We start from the raw sequence: 18706 nt of genomic DNA on the forward strand, positions 1-18706 counted from the left end.
CGCCATGAGCCTGCTCACCAGCCGCCGCCTGGTTCTCGTCGTCCTGGTCTTGGCCCAGTTCATCGTCATGCTCGACTCCTCGATCGTGAACGTGGCCTTGCCGTCGATGACCACCGACCTCCGCCTCTCCGCCGAGGGGACCGCGTGGGTCGCCAACGCGTACTTCCTCACCTTCGGCGGTTTCCTGCTGATCTCCGGCCGGGCCGCCGACCTGCTCGGCCGCCGCCGCATGTTCGCGATCGGCGCTGCGCTCGTCACCGTGGCATCCCTGCTGGCCGGCACCGCGGCATCCGAGGCCATGCTGCTGGCCGCGCGCGCCCTGCAGGGACTCGGCGCGGCGATTCTCAGCCCGGCGGCGCTGTCGATCCTGCTGATCACGTTCGCCGGGCCCCGCAAGGCGGTGGCGGTCAGCGTGTGGGGCGCGGCCTCCGCCGTCGGCGGCGCGCTGGGTGTCAGCGTCGGGGGGCTCACGACCGCGGCCTTCGGCTGGCAGGGGGTATTCCTGCTGACCGTACCCTTCTCCGCCGGGGCCGTCGCCTGCTCGCACTTGGTCCTGCCGCGTGCCGGCGCGGCCGGCACGCGCCGCTCGTTCGACGCAGCCGGCGCCGCCGCGGTGACGTGCACCGCCCTGGCCCTCGTCTTCGCGGTGCTCTCCATCCCCGACCACGGATGGCAGTCCCCGCGATTTCTCGGCGGCCTCGCGGTGGCCATGGCCGCCTTCGTGATGTTCCTCATCATCGAGCGCCGGGCCCAGGACCCGATCGTGCCGCTCGCGCTGTTCGGCTCGCCGCAGTTGTCCGTGGGCGCTCTGGTCGGCGTTCTCGGCGGAGCGACCCGGGTGTGCACCTTCTTCCTTGTGGCTCTTTTCCTGCAGCAGGTGCAGGCGTACGCGCCCGAGCAGGCCGGCCTCGCGATGCTTCCTACCTCGGCCGCCGGGTTCCTCGTGTCAACGCTCGCGCTCCCCCGGGTCCTCGGCAAACTGGGGGCCGCCCGCACGGTGACGGTGGGCCTCGTGCTCCTTGGTGCCGGGCTGATCTGGCTGTCTGAGTGCCCGGCATCCGGAAGCTACGCCGTCAGCATCCTGCCGGGCCTCATGCTCGCAGCGACAGGAGTCGCCTTCAGCTTCATGCCATCGACCATGGTGATCACAGCGGCTGTGCCCGCGGAGCGGTCAGGAGTGGCCTCCGGAATGGCGAGTGCAAGCTTCCAGCTCGGTGGGGCGCTCGGCATCGCCGTGTTCACCATGATCGCGGCGGCCTTCAGCGGCGCCGACGACGGCACGGCCGTCGCAGTCACGTCAGCGACCGGGTTCCACGCCGCCTTCCTCGCCGCCGGACTCACGGCACTGCTCACCGCCGGGGTCGCTGCCGTCGGCCTGCTCCGCCCGAGCGAAGCCTCCACGCCACCGCTCTCATCGCCCGCGCCCGTCGGCGCCCGCTAACGCCGCACTGTGACCACCCTCCACTCCCTACCCGAAAGGAAATGACATGAACATCCCTCCCGAGATGTGGCTCACCGTGCACAACACGGAAACCACGCGCCTCCAGATCGAGCGGCGCTCCCGCTCCGTTACACGTCCCGGCCGTCGCCGCGCCACCGCACGATCCCGATTCACCCAGCTCCGCATCCGCACTTCCTCGAAAGGACAGAAATAATGCTCGCCACCCTGGAATCCAGAACCAGTACCGCCCTCGCCGTGCAGGCACGCGATGTCGTCAAAATCTACGGCCGCGACGAGACGACCGTCCGCGCCCTCGACGGCGCCACCCTCCAGATCGAAGCGGGACGCTTCACGGCGATCATGGGCCCGTCCGGCTCCGGAAAGTCCACGATGATGCACGCCATGGCGGGCCTCGACACCATCGACTCCGGCCAGGTCCTCATCGGATCCACCGACATCACCGCCCTCGGTGAGAAGCAGCGCACGCTTCTTCGACGGGAGCGGATCGGCTTCGTCTTCCAGAGCTTCAACCTGGTGCCGGCGCTGACCGCCTCCGAGAACATCGCGCTTCCGCTGACTCTCGCCGGCAAGCGCCCCGACCCGGCGTGGATGGCCGAGCTCGCATCCGTTCTTGGCATAGAGCAGCGCCTCACCCACCGCCCCCACGAACTCTCCGGGGGTCAACAGCAGCGGGTTGCGGTTGCTCGTGCGCTCATCGCGCGCCCCGAAGTGGTGTTCGCCGACGAGCCGACAGGCAACCTCGACTCACGGCACGGCGAAGCGCTCCTCGGCATTCTGCGGAAGGCCGCGCACGAGATGGGACAGACCATCGTCATGGTCACCCATGATCCCTCCGCCGCCTCCCACGTCGACCGAATCGTATTCCTCGCCGACGGCCGAGTCATCGACGAGCTCGAAGACCCCACCGTTCCGGCAATCCTCAGCAAGATGGCGCACCTCGAGGCGCCGTCCACCCGGATCGGAGAGTAGGCGCCATGTTCAGACTCACGATCAAGCAGGTGCTCGCCCAACGGCTACGCCTCGCCCTCACCCTCCTCGCGGTCGTCCTCGGCGTGACGTTCGTCACCGGCAGTCTCGTGCTGACCGACACCTCGCAGAAGTTGTTCGACGACCAGTTCAGAACCGCAACGGAGGGAGCCGACTTCACCGTGCGATCCGCTGCCGCCTTCGACTCGGCCATGGGAGTCGAGGTCGAGCGTGACCCGCTGCCGCACGCACTCCTCGAGCGCGTGGCCGGTGTGGACGGCGTAGCGACCGCAGCGCCCGTGGCCAAGGGCCAGGGGCTCCTGGAGTTCGACGGCGACGCCATCGTTCCCGCCGGGGCGTCTCTGCTCACCACCTGGGTGCCCGAGCCCCTCGGAGCATTCAGCCTGCGCGCGGGCACCGCCCCGAACTCGCCCGACGAGGTCGTAATCGACGTCGCAACCGCGAACGCCCACGGCATCACGGTCGGTGACACCGTCACGGTCCGCGCCGAGGAGGCACGCCCGCTGACCGTGGTCGGTCTCGTCGGCTTCGGAAGCGCCGACGGGCTGCCCAACAGCACCGTGGCGATCACCACCCTCGCCTCCGCCCAACACCTCCTCGGGCTCGGCGACGGCTTCTCCGACATCATGGTCGTGAAGACGGATGCGGCGGGGCCCGACTTCGAGACAACCCTGACGAGTGCGCTCGGCGCGAGCTACGAAGCTGCCTCCAGCCGGGACCTCGCGACGGCGAGCGCCGACGCGGCGAAAGGCAGCCTCGAGTACCTGCAGATCATGCTGCTCGCCCTCGCGGCTGCCTCCCTGCTCATCGGCGCCTTCCTGATTGCCAACACCTTCTCCATCGTGATCACGCAGCGCACCCGCGAGCTCGCGGTGCTCCGTGCTGCCGGAGCCACCAGCGCCCAGCTCCTGCGCTCCGTGCTGGGTGAGGCGCTCCTGGTCGGGATCACGGCATCCGTCGCCGGTGTCGGCCTCGGCATCGCCGCCGCCCTGGGTCTACGACAGGTCGTCGGAGCGTTCGGTGTTCCCCTGCCAGACGGGGACGTTTCGGTGACGCCGAGGACGATCGCGATCTCGCTCGTCATCGGCATCGTCGTCACGCTCGTGTCGGCGCTGGCACCCGCCCGCAGGGCGGCCTCGGTGTCGCCCATCGCAGCCATGCGTGACAACACGGCAGGCGGCGCCTCGCTGGGTCGCGCGCGCACCGCGGGCGGGGCGATCACCGCGGTCGCCGGCGTCGCCGCAGTCGTCACGGTCGTCGCGGGCGCCCCCGTCGCCCTGCTCGGCCTGGGCGCGGTGCTGACCATCGTCGGGCTCACCCTGCTCGGACCGGTGATCATGCCGCCGCTCGCTCGCGTGGTCGGTCGCCCCCTTCACGTCCTCGGGGTTCCCGGGCAGCTCGCGGCTGAGTCCGCGGCCCGGGCGCCGCGCAGGACCGCCTCGACCACGATGGCGCTCGCCCTGGGGTTGACGCTGATCATGTTCGTCACGATCGTCGCGTCGTCGGTCAAGGACTCCATCGCCTCCACCTATAAGGAGGTCATCTCGGCGGACTACGTCGTGGAGAGTGCGCGCGGTGAGATGCTCGGGGGCCTTCCGCCGATGGTGCATCACCACCTGAGCCAGCTCGACGAGGTCGCTGTCGCCTCGCGCCTCCAGTATGGCCACTGGAGGTACGGCACGAGCGTACGCGCGCTCACCGCGATCGACCCCGACACGATCGGCGAGGTCGCATCCGTTGACATGGTGAAGGGCGCGCTCGCCGACGTCGCGGCCGGTGGCGTGGTGGTGTCGGAGCAGGTGGCCGACGATCTCGGCCTCGATGTGGGCGACGAGATCCCCATGACATTCGCGCGCACCGGCGAGCAGCAGATGGAGATCGTGGGACTCATCGACGACCAGGATGCGCAGGCGCTCAGCACCGACTACCTGATCTCCCTCGGTACGTACGCGAAGGTGTACACGGAGACCATGGACGCCAGCGTTTTCCTCCGCACCGCACCGGGGGTCAGCGCCGCTGAGGCGCACAGCGCGATCACCAACGCCCTCGCCGACTTCCCGACGGCGGAGGTGCGCGACCAGGCGGCCGCGATCTCCGGTCGCACGATGGCCGTCGACCAGATCCTCGGGCTCGTCACGGTCCTGCTGATGCTGGCGCTCACCATCGCCCTCCTGGGCATCACCAACACGCTCGCGTTGTCGGTGATCGAGCGCACCCGGGAGATCGGACTCCTCCGCTCCGTCGGAATGGTCCGGTCGCAGCTGCGGGCGCTCGTGCAGGCCGAAGCGGTGCTCGTTGCGGTGCTCGCCGTCATCCTCGGCACGGCGCTCGGCACGGGCTTCGGTGTGGCCACGGTCGTCGCGCTGGGCCAGAGCGGCCCGCTGAGCCTGAATCTCCCGATCAGCCAGCTTCTGCTGCTGATGGCCCTCACGGCGGCAGCCGGCCTCGTGGCCGGGATCCTGCCGGCCCGGCGGGCGAGTAACCTCAACGAGCTGGCGGCCATCGCGCAGGGTTGAGTTGATTGAGTTGACGGAAGGGCCGTCCCGAGCTGCAGGTCAGCCGGGGCGGCCCTTTCGAGTGCCGCCCCGCTCACAGGTGCCTGCGCACCTCGTCCATGAATCCCTTCGGCTCGTCGGTCCACAGGCGCACCCGGGTCACGACCTGCTCGCCGCCCGTCGCGCCGCTGCCCGGCAACCGCACGGTGGTGGCCCCCTCGAGCTCGATCTCGATATTCGTCTCGTTATTGACGTGCATCATGAGGGTCGGATGGCCGTCGATCTCGGTGATCCGCGGCAGCTTCTGCTCCTCGACGCGCAGGTCGCGCGCAACGGAGGCGACGTCGCGCCAGCCGAGCGCGACATCCGTTTCAAGACCGGCGCGCACACGGATGCCCTCGGGCCCGACGGTGTGCGGGCGCACGAGGAAGGCGCAGAGCAGGCCGAACATCCAGGTGAGCCCCCAGATGCCGAGGATCAGGAACGGAATGCGCACGACCGGCCAGTGATGCACGATCAAGTCGATGATGGGGATCTCCACCGCCGACACGACGATGAAGACGATGAGGATCGTGAGCACCGGCTTGTGGAAGCTGAAGCCCGTCGCCCCGGGCGGGATGGCCGGACGCCGGGCGACGAGGCGGGCGATGCTCGCGTAGATGCTGAGCTCCATGAAGATGGCGCGCTTCAGAAAGCCTGAGCTGCGTCGCCAGACGGATGCCGCGGGCGGGCGTGATGCCTGATCGCTCACTTCTCGGCCACCGCTGGGACCTCCACCCGCTCCTCGCTCACCACCAGAGTACGGGCTGGCCCCGCGACCCTCGTGCGTGCGCCGATTGCGCGCCGGGACTGGCGGTCAGCGGCGGCGACCGCCGACGACGAGCGCGAACACCAGCGGCACGACCGACGCGGCCATCAGCACGGAGCCCAGCACGGCGTCATCCGCTCGCACGATCGCCCCGGCGATGAGCAGCGCGCCGAACAGCGCTCCCGACGCCAGGCGCCGACCCGTGCGTTCCAGCCGGGCGACCCGTTGCTCGAGGCGCGGAATCTTGATCTCCAGCCGGCCGTCCTCGACGCGAGTGACGAGCGCATCCAGCCGTTTCGGTGTCCGCCAGGCGACGCCGAGGAGCTCGATGGCCTGCTGCGCGAGGTCCTGCACCACGTTGCCGCGCTCGTCGCGCACGAGCTGCGCCGCGTACGGCTCGACGCTGTCCCAGATGTTGAACTGCGGGTCGAGCGCGCTGCAGACACCGGAGGTGAGTGACATGGCGCGGATGATGAGCAGGAAGTTCTCCGGCAGCTGGAACGGAAGCGAACGGACCACCTCACCAAACTGCATGGCGAAGTCACGGAACTCGCGCGGATCGACGTCGCGCAGCTCGGCGAAGCCCATGCCGCCGAACCGGGCGAAGAGCTGCGTCATCACCCGCTCAAGGTCTGCCGTCTCGGCGGTCGGCAGCAGCACGCCGACGTCACCCATCGCATCCACCAGCCCCTTGCCGTCACGCGCGGCGGCCGCGATCAAGAGCTTGCGCAGTCCGCGCCGTGTGCCGGGCGGCACCTCCCCCATCATGCCGAAGTCGATGAAGGTCAGCGCCCAGCCGCGGTCTCCGGCCCCGTCGGGCACGGGCGTCACGAAGATGTTGCCCGGATGGGGGTCGGCGTGGAAGAAACCCGTGGTGAACAGCTGGTCGAACATGACCTTCGCGAACACCGGCGCCACCTGCGCCGGATCGATGCCGGCCGCGCGCAGCGCCTCGGTGTCGGTGATCTTGATCGCCGTGACGTCTTCGAGCGTGAGAACCCGGCGGGTCGTGCGCTCCCACACGACCGCCGGCACCTCTACCCGGTCGTCGCCCGCGAAGATTTCGCCGAATCGCTCGGCGTTGGCGGCCTCAAGCAGGTAGTCGATCTCCTCGAGACTCGTCTGCGCGAACTCCTCGACGAGCGCGGGCATATCCACGCGTTCGGATACGAGGCGAATCCGGCTGAGCCAACCGCCCACCTTTCGCAGAGCCGTCAGGTCGACATCGACGATCGAGCGGATGCCGGGCCGCTGCACCTTGACCACGACCCCGTCCAGCCCGGTGTCGGCAGCATCGAGTGGACCCAGCCGCGCCCGGTGCGCTTGTCCGAGAGATGCCGCCGCGACAGGCGTCTCATCGATCGTCGAATACACGCGCTCGAGTGGCAGGCCCAACTCTTCCTCGGCCAGGGGCCGGATCTGCGCGAACGGCACCGGCGGAACCTCGTCCTGCAGGCCCTGAAGTTCGGTCGTGATCTCGGGCGGCAGCACGTCGAGCCTGGACGACATGAACTGGCCGACCTTGATCATCAGGCCGCCGAGTTCCACGGCGAGCAGATGGAACCGCTGGGCGAGGCGAAGCATCCGTTTGGAGCGTGTGCGTTCGGCGACCGACGCCAGGCCGATGCGTGGGAGGAACAGTTCGTACCACCACGTCACCGCGAGGTGCCACGCCGCGAAACGAAGGATGCGCCGGTAGCGGGCGCTGGTGAGGTCCGTTTTCGGCGCATCCGCTTGACTCGGAACGGGCGACGACACCCGGCTCAGTCCTGGGCGAGGATCGAGTAGAGCTTGCGCCGTGCGTCGTCGAGCACGGTCGCGGCCTGCTGATTCTGCTCGGGTGAGCCGGTGCGGCGCACCTGTGCGGCGGCCTGGGCAAGGGCGATGCCGGCCTTCGGCAGGGCGCCGAAGGGATGTCCGTCGCTTCCGCTCGCGGTCTCCCACGGTGCCGTCGTGCCCGCGTTCGCGACCTCCTCGCGGCCCGCCTCCGTGAGCGAGTAGGTCTTGCGCCCGTTCGACTCCTCGGCGCTGATGAGGCCTTCGTCGGCGAGCAGCTGCAGCGTCGGGTAGACCGAGCCGGCGCTCGGCTTCCAACTGCCGCCACTGCGCTCCTCGATCTCGCGGATGATCTGGTAGCCGTGCATCGGCTTCTCGGCGAGGAGCGCGAGCACGGCGGCACGCACGTCGCCGCGGCCCATGCGCGGGGCGCCGCGCTTCTCGAATTGGGAGCGCAGCTGGTCGAATGCCTGCCACATGCCTTCAGTGTGGTGCCCGGTGCCGAAGCCGCCGGTGGGGAATGACGTGCCCATGGTGTCCTCCTTGTGAAGCACTAAACGATGTTCAACGATATATCGCTATGACTTTGAAGTGCTAGAGGTTGGCAGCCCTCCCTCCCCGGCTCCATTTTCCGGCTCGTGCCCTGGCCTATCCGAGCGCGGCTGAACCGAAGTTCCGATAGTCGGGGCCGGCGTTCTCCATCACGGTGACGCTGTGAATCCCACTCATCAGGCGGCTTCCGGGTACCTGAAATTCCTGCGTGCTGTCCGAATCGCTGACAGCGCCGATCTCGTAAGCCATGCCGGCATCGCTGGACCACACTCCGTCGGCATCCTTGACCAGCGCACCTTCGTTGAGGTAAATCCGAAGATCAGGAGAGGGCCCCGTTCGGAAATTCGAGAGAGCCACCCACACGGTTCCATCGTCGCGACGCGCGATGACAACCGAGCCGGCCGTCTGCGCCCACTGACTCACGAACTCCCCGCTGAGTGGAAGCTGCTGTTCGAATTCGCTCGAAGCGGCCGTTTCATCTTGGATCGCATCCGCCGTCGGAGACGTTGCCGTCGAGGTTGGGCTGAGAGGTAAGGGAACGTCGTGCGCAGTGCAACCGGTCAGGGAGCCGCCGATCGCCCCGACGAACACGATCGCGGATGCCAGGCGAAGAACAATGCGCATGGGCTCGAACATACCGGTCTGCGAGCGCTCGACGCCAAGGGCCAGCTCACTCGCGGCTGAGGTCGGCTCTCGCCGACACTGACGCGCATCCGTTCAAACCTTCAGTGGTGGGACGCGCGATGCTTCTCACGATCGGCTCACCTCATCCGCCCATCTCCGATGCCGGCGGTGCCTTCACTCGATGCTCACTGTGGTCTTCGAGGTCTGGCTTCGCCCGCAGTTCGTCCGCGATCTCCTCCTCCGGTCGCGGCGCGACCGACTGGTCGACTTCGAGCTCCGGGAGAGACGTCTCATCCGGGCCGGGAACGTGACTCTGATCCGGGTGTTCAGAATGGAGCGACATGGTGATTCCTTCGATCGATAACAACCTCAGCGTAGGGCGGTTCGACTGCGCCCGGGCGGGGCGATCGACGACAGCTTCGAGAAGCAAGACGCGCCGTCGATGCTGGCCCGCGGGCTACCTGGGCCGACCCTCGGAAGTCATCGTCTACGCTCGGTAGCCCCGGAACATCAGCCGGCGGCGCCCTCGCCGAATTTTTCGAGGCGCGACTGCATGTCCCAGTAGGACGTCGCGCGGGGCGCCTGGCTCCCGTCGCGCAGGGTAACGACACTGCTCACCGCCGCGTCCACCGACGCGCGGTATGGGAGCGATCCCGAGCTGACCCGTTTCACACCCAACTCCCCCAGCTCGGAGACGGTCAACGAGGGATGCGCCAATACGTTGAGCGGCAGCCCGACGCCGGCGGCTATGCTCCGGATATCGTCCGGAGCCGTAGCGCCGGGGACGAAGAGGCCGTCGGCTCCGGCATCGGCATAGGCGCGGGCACGGAGCAGGACGGCCTCCACGGTCGCTTCTTCCCCGAACCAGAGGTTGTCCACGCGGGCGTTGACGAACACGTCCGGAGTGCGGTGCTTGACGGCGGCGATTTTGGCGGCGGCGATCGCCGGATCCACCAGGTGGCCGGCCCCGCTGTCCTCCAGGTTCACGCCAGCCACTCCGAGCCCCGCGAGTTCGGCAACAAAATCGGCAACTTCGGCTGCGTCGACCGAGTAGCCGTCCTCGATGTCCGCCGTGACATGCACGGGGAGGCGGCACATCTGCTTGATGAGCGCGACGGTGGGCGCCTTGGTGGAACCACCGCCGTCAGGCACCCCTGCACTGGCCGCAATGCCGAAGCTGGTGGTGCCGATCGCTGGGAAGCCGGCCGCTGCGAACGCCAAGGCTGAGCCGACGTCCCATGCGTTGGGCAGCAGAAGTGGCGCGTCGGCGAAGTGCAGTTCCCGAAATGTGGCCATTCTCGTTCCCATCCCGCGCCATCCGCAGAGGTCATTCGGTCCCGTTCGAAAGCGCGTTACGAGCCGTCATTGTGACCCATTGTAGGTCGCGCCAGTGGCGCTTAATATGGGCCGTATCTCGATGCAATTGGAGGCATTCGCCATGTCTGTCATTGTCACGGTCAAGATTTCCGGCGACACGGATGTCTTCACCAAATCACTTGAGGAACGCGCAGACTTGTTCCGCGAGGTTGCCGAGCGCGGGCGGAAGGCGGGGGCCGTTCACCATCAATTCGGTGTGGGAGACGGGTTCATTCTCGTCGTCGACGAGTGGGATTCCGCCGACGCATTCAACGCCTTCTTCAGCGATCCGGAGTTGATGGGGTTCATCGGATCAGTCGGCGCTGACCCCAATGTCGCGCCGGAGATCACGACGGTGAATGCCATCGACTCGCCGGACAAATTCTGATCGGAAAACCGGGCATCCGCACGGACGTGTCGTGCTCCAGAGAGCCCAGGCGACGAGTACCGGTTGAAGGAAAAAACGGATAACGCGCGCTCGGTCCGTGCGCATCAGCGGTGCTGATTGTCCGGTGTGCCACTGATGCACGTTCCGGGGAACACCACCACGAAAAATGCCGCAATGACAGCGCCGATCCTGCGTCGCTCGCGCGGAAGCAAGATCACTGCGGCCGCGGATGCCGGCCGTGATCTTCGACGTCTGGTTTCGCGCGTGCGACGTCGGCGATCTCTTCCTGCCTCGATAGCTCCGGGGAGACTCAGCCTCAGGATTCCGTGCTCGGAGCGGGCGCCACTACCGACGTGGAACCAGGAACACTCTTGGCCAGGTACATGGCGGCGTCGGCCTCATCGAGCAATTCCAATGGCTCGATGTCGGCAGAATCCGTCACGGCGATACCTATGCTCACGTGAACGGTCCTCGACCGGCCCTGGATCTCCCACGGCTCGGCCGCCGCCGCGACTACCCGAGCCGCCAACTGTTCGGCATCGTCGACGCTGCCGAGGTTCTCACAGAGGGTCACGAATTCATCCCCACCGAAACGCGCCACCGTATCGGTGGGACGCAAGACACCCACCAACCTCCTCCCTAGCTCGATGAGGACCTCGTCACCGCCACCGTGGCCGAAGGTGTCGTTGATGGTCTTGAAGTCGTCGATGTCGAGGTACATCACGCAGACCATTCCACCGTTGCGCTCCAGTCGCGCCACCGCGCCGGCGAGGCGATCGCCGTAGAGCACGCGATTGGGCAGCCCGGTCAATGCGTCCATGCGCGCCGACCGGCGCAATGCAAGCACAGACCCCGCGAGTTTCCCCTGATGACGAAGGATGTCCAGGACCTCAGGGGAGAATTCTCTGGCGCCGCGGTCGAACATTGCCACGCTGCCCAGCACCACGCCGTTATCGATAAGCGGAACGCCAGCGTAGGAGCCGATGGCGCCGGTGAGTACCATCGGGTTCTGACTGTAGATGGGATGCGCAGCGGCATCGGGGACCGTGAGAGCCTCACCCGAGTCAACCACCTCAGCGCAAAAGGACAGCGTGTCCGGAACTGAGGTGCATTCGGCACCGATACCGGTCTCAGCGGCGTAGGTCTGCTGGTCGGGGCCGACGATGTTCACGACCACGATCGGCGAGGCGCAAGCCAGTCGCAGGGTAGCAACCACCGCATCCAAGTCGAGGTCGGCCATGTGGCCGTGGAGATCTGCGTCGGCAACAGCCTTGAGCCGCCGCGCATCGCGAACCCCAGTGATCACATCGTCTTCGTCCGAGTCGTTAAGGGGCGAGGTCACTGACAAGGTCAAGGCGAAATCCTCTTGTTAACTGATGACCCACCCGGACACCTCGAGTTAATCTTCACGAAGCGCTGATTATACGCTGCTTGGTGCATTTGGCGGGGACGCTCGTCACTGTTCGGAGTCGACCCCGGAACGCTAGTCGATCGGCAGCACGTCGACGGCGAGTGCCCGGTGATCCGACAGGCCGTCCTCCGAAAGATCTATCGATCCCAACTCATACTCTTTCGGAACGAGAAAGTAATCGTTGGCTTGGCGGGAATGGGCAAACGACACATAATGCTCGATCTCCGTGGTGAGAACGTAATCATCGCGCCACAGATGCGCATGCCGCTCGAGGTGATTCACGTTGAAGTCGCCGCCTATGATTCTCTTCTCACCTCGGGACCTCAGGATGCCGAGCACCTCTTCCAGATGGTGCACAGCGTAATCATCACGCACGGACAAATGCACATTCGCGAACTTCCAGACAGCGCCGTTTGAGATATCGAAGAACTGCACGAGCCGATTGTGCGGGTCATCCTCCTCGTGCAGCAGCACCAGAGTCTCGGTTCCCGTCACAGGGAAGCGGCTCAGAACGCCGAGGCCCTCGCGGTACGGACCGTTGTCCTCGCCGCGCTGCAGCCGGCTGATGGACGAGTGCCGGTGCGGAAAACCCGCCGCCTGATTCAACAGGTCGAGCTGGGTGAAGGGCGAAACCTCCGGTAGGTAGACCACCTCCTGCAACAGGACCAGGTCCGGCTGCTCGCGTTCGACGTATCGAAGGATGCGCGGCAACCGCGCCTCCCAATCGAAGAACCCACGCAGATTCAAGCTCACGATCTTCATGGATCCATCCTCGCTGGCGCACATTGAGAACGCGTGCACCGACGTGCCGGGCAGCGCGATACGTGAGGTTGCGCGCCACCAACCTCTGCTCCCCTACTGCAGTTTCAATCGGCTCTGGTCGAGTACCGCGCAGACCTCTCCGTAGCCTGCAACGGATGGGTGCATGACCCCCTCTTCGAGTGATCACCATTCGGTCAGTTAGCTGGAGATGCACAGCTGATGCACCACGCTGCCCCAGCAGCCGGCGTCCTCCCAGTGGTAGTCCGCGCCGCCTCCCGTTTCGCCGTCCAGAGCGAGCTTCCAGGCTGCTTCTTCCTCGGTCGTCAGATTCTTCGGCATTGCCGGGGAGGAGAACAATATCGTCGTGCTGGCTACCACCCAGCTACTGGTTCCTGCGCTCATCTCGGGACGAACGCCACAACCGATCTTGTTATTCGGACCATTTGGGTCCGCGTTCTTTGCAAACATCCAGCTGTTCAACTGGGAGCCCACCGACGCTCCTAGTTCCCCGCTCGCGGCGTTCTCACTTGTCATCGCCGGGATCTGGCTGATCGTCACGATAATCCCCGGGTTCACCGTGGCGGTGCGTCGGTTGCACGACTCGAATCTCTCAGGTTGGTGGGTCTTGCTCGTGCTTGTCCCCTCCGGGGCCTTCATCCTGCTTCTGCTCGCCACGCGTCGGCCCCGAGCTGAAGGCGCTCGATTCGACGCGTGAGAGAAGCCGCTCGCCACGCAGGCCGTGGTAAGGCGCCAGTCTGTGCGGATCTGGCCCGGCCAGCCATACACTATTCGCGTCGCGTGCAGAGTTTCCGACTGGAGGAAGGGTCGACCGTGTCAGGAAACGACGGATCGCAACTCGGCGGGTACTCCTGTGTCCGTGCGTGTCGTGACTGGGACATCGACGACGTAGGTGCCGATGAGTTCGATGGCCGTGGGGTCGACAGGGTTAAGAGCCGACCAAGCAACTTCAATGTCCATGTATCGAGCCAAGCGGTCCGGCCCGGGTGGTGTCGTCCGCCTGCGGGCGGGATGCCCTCATCCTTTGGGATGAATTGCGTGCCGACGTGCCACTCGCGCCGTGCGCCGGGCTCTAGCGTTGGGGCATGCATCCTACCTCTCGTAACAGTCGCTGGCTCGTCGAGCCGCTCATCGGTGTCGCGCTGGTGGCGGTCTGGGCCATCGGCTTTCCCACTCACCTGGTGAGCTTCGTCCCGGTACGCGGCGATATGGTCTGGTACACGACGCCATACGCTTTTCTGATCGCGGTGGGCTTCGCAACCGGCATCGCGCTGTCCCGCGTTGCAACCAGCGTGTCGCTGGTCATTGTCGGTGCATTGCTTGCGACTCAACTGCTCTTCTGGGCCGCCCGGTTCAGTTCAACCAGTTGGTCGGCGTACCTTACGTTGCTCGTCTTCGCCACGCTCGTCGGATTACACGCAACCCGGCGGATGCGCGTCGTTGCGCCACTCGTGTTGATCCTCTGTGCGGTCGTGGTCTCGGCTCTTCTGGTGCTACCCCGTTTCAGCGCAACGGGAATCGACGGATTGATCAACGGCAAGCACATGTCGACGGTGGCACTGATTCCCGACCTTCTCGTTTGTGCGGGCGCCGCCGCGCTGATCACCTTCGGCTTCTGGTACCTCGGGACCCAGCTCCGCCTGGCGAGCCCCGCACTGCGGGCGCGTTCGAGCGAAGCCCTGTCGCCGATCCTGCGGAACCTCGCACCTACGCTGCTTACGCTCCGACCAGCATTGGAGCCGGCGATCGCCGTCGCGTTCTACGGGCTCTGGATCATCGCCGAAGCCGGCCGCTCCGCCAGTTGGCCCTGGCCGTCGTTTCCGTTCACGCTGGGCCTCCTCGCCGCATCAATCGCCGTGGCCCGATCATTTCCGCGCCTGGCGGTGGCGCTGCCTGGCGTCCTGCTTGCGACTCAACTCTTCGTTATCCCGACCCGATTCGGTTCGACGACCTGGCCCGTGTACTTCGCCGTTCCCCTCACCTGCCTGATCGTGAGCGCCATGGCAGGCGGACGCATCCGCTGGCTGTCCCTGCCTATCGCAGTTGTGTATGTCGCCGCGATCACAACATTGATGACAGTTCCCCCGTTGTCTGACGGGTACGGCTGGACGGCCTGGGTCGGTGTCGGAACCTCGGTTGACAACGTCGTCGGAAGCTTCGCGGCCGTTCTCGTCGTCGGACTCATCCTCACCTCAGGCGCCTGGTACATCGGTTACGGCCTTCGCGCATCACAGCTGAAGCGAGCCGCCGACGCGAAGCTCGATGCGACAGTCGACGAACTCCGCTCGGCGGAGATCGACCTGATTGTCGCGAACGAGCGCGACCGCATCGCGCAAGACGTGCATGACATCATGGCGCATTCGCTGGCCGTCATCATCGCACAAGCCGACGGCGCCCGGTTCATCGGCCCACAGCGGCCCGACGCGATCAGCGCATCCCTTGAACGCATCGCGGCATCCGCTCGAACGTCGCTGGCCGAGGTGCGAATGCTGATCGAATCACTGGTCGAAAGCCCCGAAGGCCACTCGAATCCGACCCTTGACGACCTTGACGACCTTGTGCAGCGGATGCGTGGCGCCGGCCTCGCCATCACGGTCGACCGCTTCGGCGACCAGACGATGCTCACGCCCGGGCAACAACTGGCGGTATATCGGATCGTGCAAGAGAGTCTGACCAATGCGCTCAAACACGCGGGAGCGCTGCCCACCGCTCGGCTCACACTCGACTGGCGTGGGCCGGGACTTGCCTTGACAGTCGCTTCAAGCGGGGCGCTCCCGCAACGCCGGGACTCGAACGCGCGCGGGCGCGGGCATTCCCGCGGGCTCTACGGGATGCGCGAGCGCGCACGTCTGGCCGGCGGTTGGTTGACCGCGGACGTTGATGATGAAGAACCGGGCGGCTACCTTGTCACAGCATTCGTGCCCACGGCGTGCGCGGTCGAACAGGCATCCGAAGCGGCGCCAGAGGTCACGCTGCTGCACGAGGCCGGCTCCCGATGACGCCCATCCGAGTTGCCATTGCCGACGACCAACGGTTGTTCTGTTCCGGTATCCAGATGCTGATCGAGTCGCAGCCCGACCTGCGGTTCGTCGGTGCGGCCCACGACGGAGTGGCGGCTATCGCCCTCGCTCACGACGCGCGCCCGGACGTCATGCTGATGGACATCCGGATGCCGCTGCTCGACGGCATAGAGGCGACCTCACGGATTCTGGCGGCCGGCGACAACCCCGACGACGAAACCGGTGAGCGCGTGGCCGACCTCGGTGCCACCATTACGGACGCGCAGCCCAAGGTGATCATGCTCACGACGTTCCAACGCGATGAAGCGGTCATCCGCGCGATCCATGCCGGCGCTGAAGGCTTCATCATGAAGGACACCACACCCGAGTTCGTGCTCGCCTCGATCCGCACTGTGTACGCCGGGCATTCCGTGATCGCGCCGAGCGACACAACCGACATCATCCGCGCACGGACATCCCAGCGACACCGGGAGCCAGCGGCCGGATCAATCGCGGCGCTCTCCGCACGCGAGAAGGAGGTCTTCCTGCTCGCAGCGCGTGGCCTCAGCAACGCGGACATCGCCCAAACCGCCTACATCGGCGAGACGACGGTCAAGAGACATATCCGTAGCATCTTGGCGAAACTGTCGCTCACCTCGCGTGTGCAGATCGTCGCGCACGCCTACGAGCATGGGCTGCTGCGCTGAGGCGTGGCTGCCCCCGCTGCTCTGCGTGACCATCCTCGCAATATGACGAACAGTTGGCGCAATGGATGTTGTTTTTCTGCTCTCCCCCCGTTCCCTTCTTTGACGTGTTCGGATGTGACTCCGGTCAAAGAGTCAACGAGAAGTTCAGCAGTCCCGCGGCCATGTCGGTGATTGACACAGTGCAAGCCCAGCTCAACCAACAGGCGGAGGGAACTCCTGCCTACCGGATGGCTTGTCGGCAGCGGCCACGTGGAGCCAGCGCCTAAGATTCGGAAATCGAAGTCCCCTTTTTTTGGGGGGCTGCCCTGTGCCGAAGCTCAAACTATTGTGTTTTTTGAACTGCGCCCGACAGCCAAGCAGGAAAACAGCGATCGGCTGAATCGGGATGAGCTCCGAGGTCCGCCCCTCGACCGATGGACTCCGCGGCAAGAAAGCGATTCCACGTATTCCTGCGGAAGGCACCGGAAATGTTGAAGAATTATGCGTCCCTGTTCGCTGCGGCTCTCCTCGCCGTAATCCTTTCCGGGTGCAGCACCACGGGGGCTGCCGGTGCAACGGGGAAGCCTTCGGTCCACAACACCGGCGCTGTGAAGGCGGGGCTGAGCGCAGAGGCGCTATGTGCAATCGCTCGAGAGCAGATCACCGCCGCCGCGTTCCCAAAGACGGCCCTGCCTAACGTCCTTCCGACCGTCTCGAACCCTTACCTGGAATGTGTGCTCCGCGATAATAGAGGACAACTTGCCCGGCTCGGGGTGAATTATTCTGACGTCCCTATTGCTGCAACCGTGGCCCTTCACAAGTCTTTGACAAGTGGTGATGACAACTCGCGGAAGCAGTGCCCTGGCGGGGCGGAGCGTCTCGCGGTGTCAGCGCGGCTCCTCGAAGAGACTTCGATGCTCTGCGCCACCGAAGACCGGAGCATCTTCGAATACGTTGGTAGGTCAACGTCCGGGACGGTAACCGTGCGTGTGGAGCGTGCTCTTGATATGGGCGCGATTGCATCAGGTGAAGCACAATCTTGGGTGACGGCAGCTACCAAGGAGATTCTCGCCGCTGACGGCGCGGGCGGCAGGCAACCCGGCGGAGCGACCAGTACCGATGCCGAAGGGACCTCGAGAAAAACGAGTGCTAGCGCGCAGCACATTTACGACGTGTGCTTCAAGCCTCGCGGCACTGTTGATCTGGTCAACTCAAACAAGTCACTGACCAATGAAGTTCTTAACGATTTTCCCGCGGAATGGCTTAACAACGCTCCCGTGCCGGAGGTCAACGTTGCTGGTGTCTGCCACCAGCACCTCCGCCTAACAGCGATAGAAGACGTGTGGTGGGTCCATATCAAGGACGCCAAGCAACATCTCAGCGATTCGGCCCCGCTGCGCGTTTTCCAGCCGCCACAAGGTGATCGACCGGATGTGACCTTCGATGCGTGGCGAGGTTCGACGCCGCAGGGAGCAGTCGAGTGACGTCGGGGGCATCGCTCAGTACTATTAGGCTGTGAGCCTCGGTCGCGTGAACCAAAGCTAGGGTGCCGTGTATACTGCTCGCACGGCAGCGGAACCTGCCAGCGGCTCGCGCGAAGACTTCGTCGGTTCCTGATCTACTTTGCGAACCATCTGTGATTCACCATGGTTCGGCTGTTTATGCGAGCAACAACGCCGGGCCAGGAAGTGATTTCACATGGATACTGTTCGTTCTTTCAAGATCATCGCGAAGCAGCAGCTCCGCGAGCAGCCTGCTCCCGACCCGCAGTCGCTGACTCTGCAGCAGATGCAGCACGTCGTCGCGCGGGCTGCAGGCTTTCTCAACTGGGGCGCGATGCTCTCGGCCGATGAGTTCGAGCGTCGCTTCGGACTGTTGATGCTCGAGCGCCCTCAGCTCACCAGCGTCGGCATGGACGGCGAACTCGGCACCGCATTCGGTTGGAGTGAGTACATTTCGCTCTCCTCTGAGGAGCGTGACTCGAAGTACCAGGAGCTTCGTGACGAGTTGTGGGACGAGCTCGATGCGATCCGGTGGGTTCACGATTGGCTGCTCGAGAGTGTCTCCCCGCTCAAGGGCATCAACCGTCGGCGTTCGAGCTACGGAATCAAGCACATCGCCGAACGCATCCGTGGCGATTATCTGACCAACGGCGCGTTCATTGCCGGCGCGCTCCTGGCGGGGTACGTCTCGGACGTGGACGGGACTGAAAGGCACGAGCGCAACCTCCACTTCAACATGAGTGAGCGTGACCTCAAGGTTGAAGATGATCGCAGTCGCAAGGCGTCATACGACCGCCTCTGATCGGCTACAGGCGAGATCAAGATCCTCGCGGGCCGAGTTCCCGCGGGGATGATCTTGTGGCTACGCCCGCTCGACGCA

General features: G+C 65.5%; 18 protein-coding genes. 9 read left to right on the forward strand and 9 right to left on the reverse strand.

What is annotated here, in order from left to right; translation table 11 throughout:
• Positions 1 to 4: 4 nt before the first annotated feature.
• The 3 genes from EEJ31_RS03120 (at position 5) to EEJ31_RS03130 (ending at position 4965) form a co-directional block, all read left to right on the forward strand.
• Positions 5 to 1441, forward strand: coding sequence for an MFS transporter (locus EEJ31_RS03120; protein WP_123044825.1), 1437 nt, complete (start codon positions 5 to 7; stop codon positions 1439 to 1441).
• Positions 1442 to 1654: 213 nt separating this feature from the next.
• On the forward strand, positions 1655 to 2431 hold the full coding sequence (locus tag EEJ31_RS03125) for an ABC transporter ATP-binding protein (protein WP_123044826.1): 777 nt from the start codon (positions 1655 to 1657) through the stop codon (positions 2429 to 2431).
• A gap of 5 nt (positions 2432 to 2436) precedes the next feature.
• Positions 2437 to 4965, forward strand: a complete 2529-nt coding sequence (locus EEJ31_RS03130) for an ABC transporter permease (protein WP_123044827.1) — start codon at positions 2437 to 2439, stop codon at positions 4963 to 4965.
• Between the two features lie 73 nt (positions 4966 to 5038).
• Here EEJ31_RS03130 and EEJ31_RS03135 read toward each other — a convergent pair whose 3' ends face one another.
• The 6 genes from EEJ31_RS03135 to EEJ31_RS03160 form a co-directional block, all read right to left on the reverse strand.
• Complete coding sequence (locus EEJ31_RS03135; protein ID WP_233563701.1) at positions 5039 to 5695, reverse strand: hypothetical protein; 657 nt, start codon at positions 5693 to 5695, stop codon at positions 5039 to 5041.
• Positions 5696 to 5800: 105 nt separating this feature from the next.
• Positions 5801 to 7510 (reverse strand): ABC1 kinase family protein, encoded by a 1710-nt coding sequence (locus EEJ31_RS03140; protein ID WP_233563702.1) that lies wholly within the window; start codon positions 7508 to 7510, stop codon positions 5801 to 5803.
• Between the two features lie 5 nt (positions 7511 to 7515).
• Positions 7516 to 8061, reverse strand: a complete 546-nt coding sequence (locus tag EEJ31_RS03145) for a PadR family transcriptional regulator (protein WP_123044828.1) — start codon at positions 8059 to 8061, stop codon at positions 7516 to 7518.
• Positions 8062 to 8176: 115 nt separating this feature from the next.
• Positions 8177 to 8716 carry a DM13 domain-containing protein gene (locus tag EEJ31_RS03150; RefSeq protein ID WP_123044829.1) on the reverse strand — a complete coding sequence of 180 codons (540 nt, stop codon included), beginning with the start codon at positions 8714 to 8716 and terminating at the stop codon, positions 8177 to 8179.
• A 130-nt stretch (positions 8717 to 8846) separates the two neighbouring features.
• Entirely contained in the window at positions 8847 to 9047 is a 201-nt protein-coding gene (locus EEJ31_RS13725; protein WP_148040117.1) for a hypothetical protein, read from the reverse strand.
• Positions 9048 to 9214: 167 nt separating this feature from the next.
• The gene (locus EEJ31_RS03160) at positions 9215 to 10000 is read right to left on the reverse strand and encodes an isocitrate lyase/PEP mutase family protein (RefSeq protein WP_199727253.1); all 786 of its coding nucleotides are present in this window, start codon (positions 9998 to 10000) and stop codon (positions 9215 to 9217) included.
• Between the two features lie 94 nt (positions 10001 to 10094).
• Here EEJ31_RS03160 and EEJ31_RS03165 point away from each other — a divergent pair, with 94 nt between their 5' ends.
• Complete coding sequence (locus tag EEJ31_RS03165; RefSeq protein ID WP_148040118.1) at positions 10095 to 10448, forward strand: hypothetical protein; 354 nt, start codon at positions 10095 to 10097, stop codon at positions 10446 to 10448.
• Between the two features lie 316 nt (positions 10449 to 10764).
• Here EEJ31_RS03165 and EEJ31_RS03175 read toward each other — a convergent pair whose 3' ends face one another.
• The 3 genes from EEJ31_RS03175 to EEJ31_RS14060 form a co-directional block, all read right to left on the reverse strand.
• On the reverse strand, positions 10765 to 11802 hold the full coding sequence (locus EEJ31_RS03175; RefSeq protein WP_148040119.1) for a sensor domain-containing diguanylate cyclase: 1038 nt from the start codon (positions 11800 to 11802) through the stop codon (positions 10765 to 10767).
• A 129-nt stretch (positions 11803 to 11931) separates the two neighbouring features.
• A complete protein-coding gene (locus EEJ31_RS03180; protein WP_158603887.1) occupies positions 11932 to 12621 on the reverse strand; it encodes an endonuclease/exonuclease/phosphatase family protein in 690 nt (229 codons plus the stop codon).
• 198 nt (positions 12622 to 12819) lie between these two features.
• Positions 12820 to 13179 (reverse strand): hypothetical protein, encoded by a 360-nt coding sequence (locus tag EEJ31_RS14060; protein WP_233563708.1) that lies wholly within the window; start codon positions 13177 to 13179, stop codon positions 12820 to 12822.
• Here EEJ31_RS14060 and EEJ31_RS14065 point away from each other — a divergent pair.
• The 5 genes from EEJ31_RS14065 to EEJ31_RS03200 all read left to right on the forward strand — a co-directional run bounded on the left by EEJ31_RS14065 (position 13154) and on the right by EEJ31_RS03200 (position 18628).
• Positions 13154 to 13336 carry a DUF805 domain-containing protein gene (locus tag EEJ31_RS14065; RefSeq protein WP_233563706.1) on the forward strand — a complete coding sequence of 61 codons (183 nt, stop codon included), beginning with the start codon at positions 13154 to 13156 and terminating at the stop codon, positions 13334 to 13336. The genes EEJ31_RS14060 and EEJ31_RS14065 overlap by 26 nt on opposite strands.
• A gap of 484 nt (positions 13337 to 13820) precedes the next feature.
• Positions 13821 to 15638 (forward strand): sensor histidine kinase, encoded by a 1818-nt coding sequence (locus EEJ31_RS03190; RefSeq protein ID WP_158603888.1) that lies wholly within the window; start codon positions 13821 to 13823, stop codon positions 15636 to 15638.
• The gene (locus EEJ31_RS03195) at positions 15635 to 16345 is read left to right on the forward strand and encodes a response regulator (protein ID WP_123044837.1); all 711 of its coding nucleotides are present in this window, start codon (positions 15635 to 15637) and stop codon (positions 16343 to 16345) included. Before EEJ31_RS03190 ends, EEJ31_RS03195 begins: the two co-directional genes overlap by 4 nt.
• A gap of 467 nt (positions 16346 to 16812) precedes the next feature.
• Complete coding sequence (locus tag EEJ31_RS13730) at positions 16813 to 17808, forward strand: hypothetical protein (protein WP_148040121.1); 996 nt, start codon at positions 16813 to 16815, stop codon at positions 17806 to 17808.
• A 214-nt stretch (positions 17809 to 18022) separates the two neighbouring features.
• A complete protein-coding gene (locus EEJ31_RS03200; protein ID WP_123044838.1) occupies positions 18023 to 18628 on the forward strand; it encodes a hypothetical protein in 606 nt (201 codons plus the stop codon).
• Positions 18629 to 18706: the final 78 nt, after the last annotated feature.

It is taken from the genome of Cryobacterium tepidiphilum (genome assembly GCF_003716325.1).
GTDB classification, from domain to species: Bacteria; Actinomycetota; Actinomycetes; order Actinomycetales; family Microbacteriaceae; genus Cryobacterium; species Cryobacterium tepidiphilum.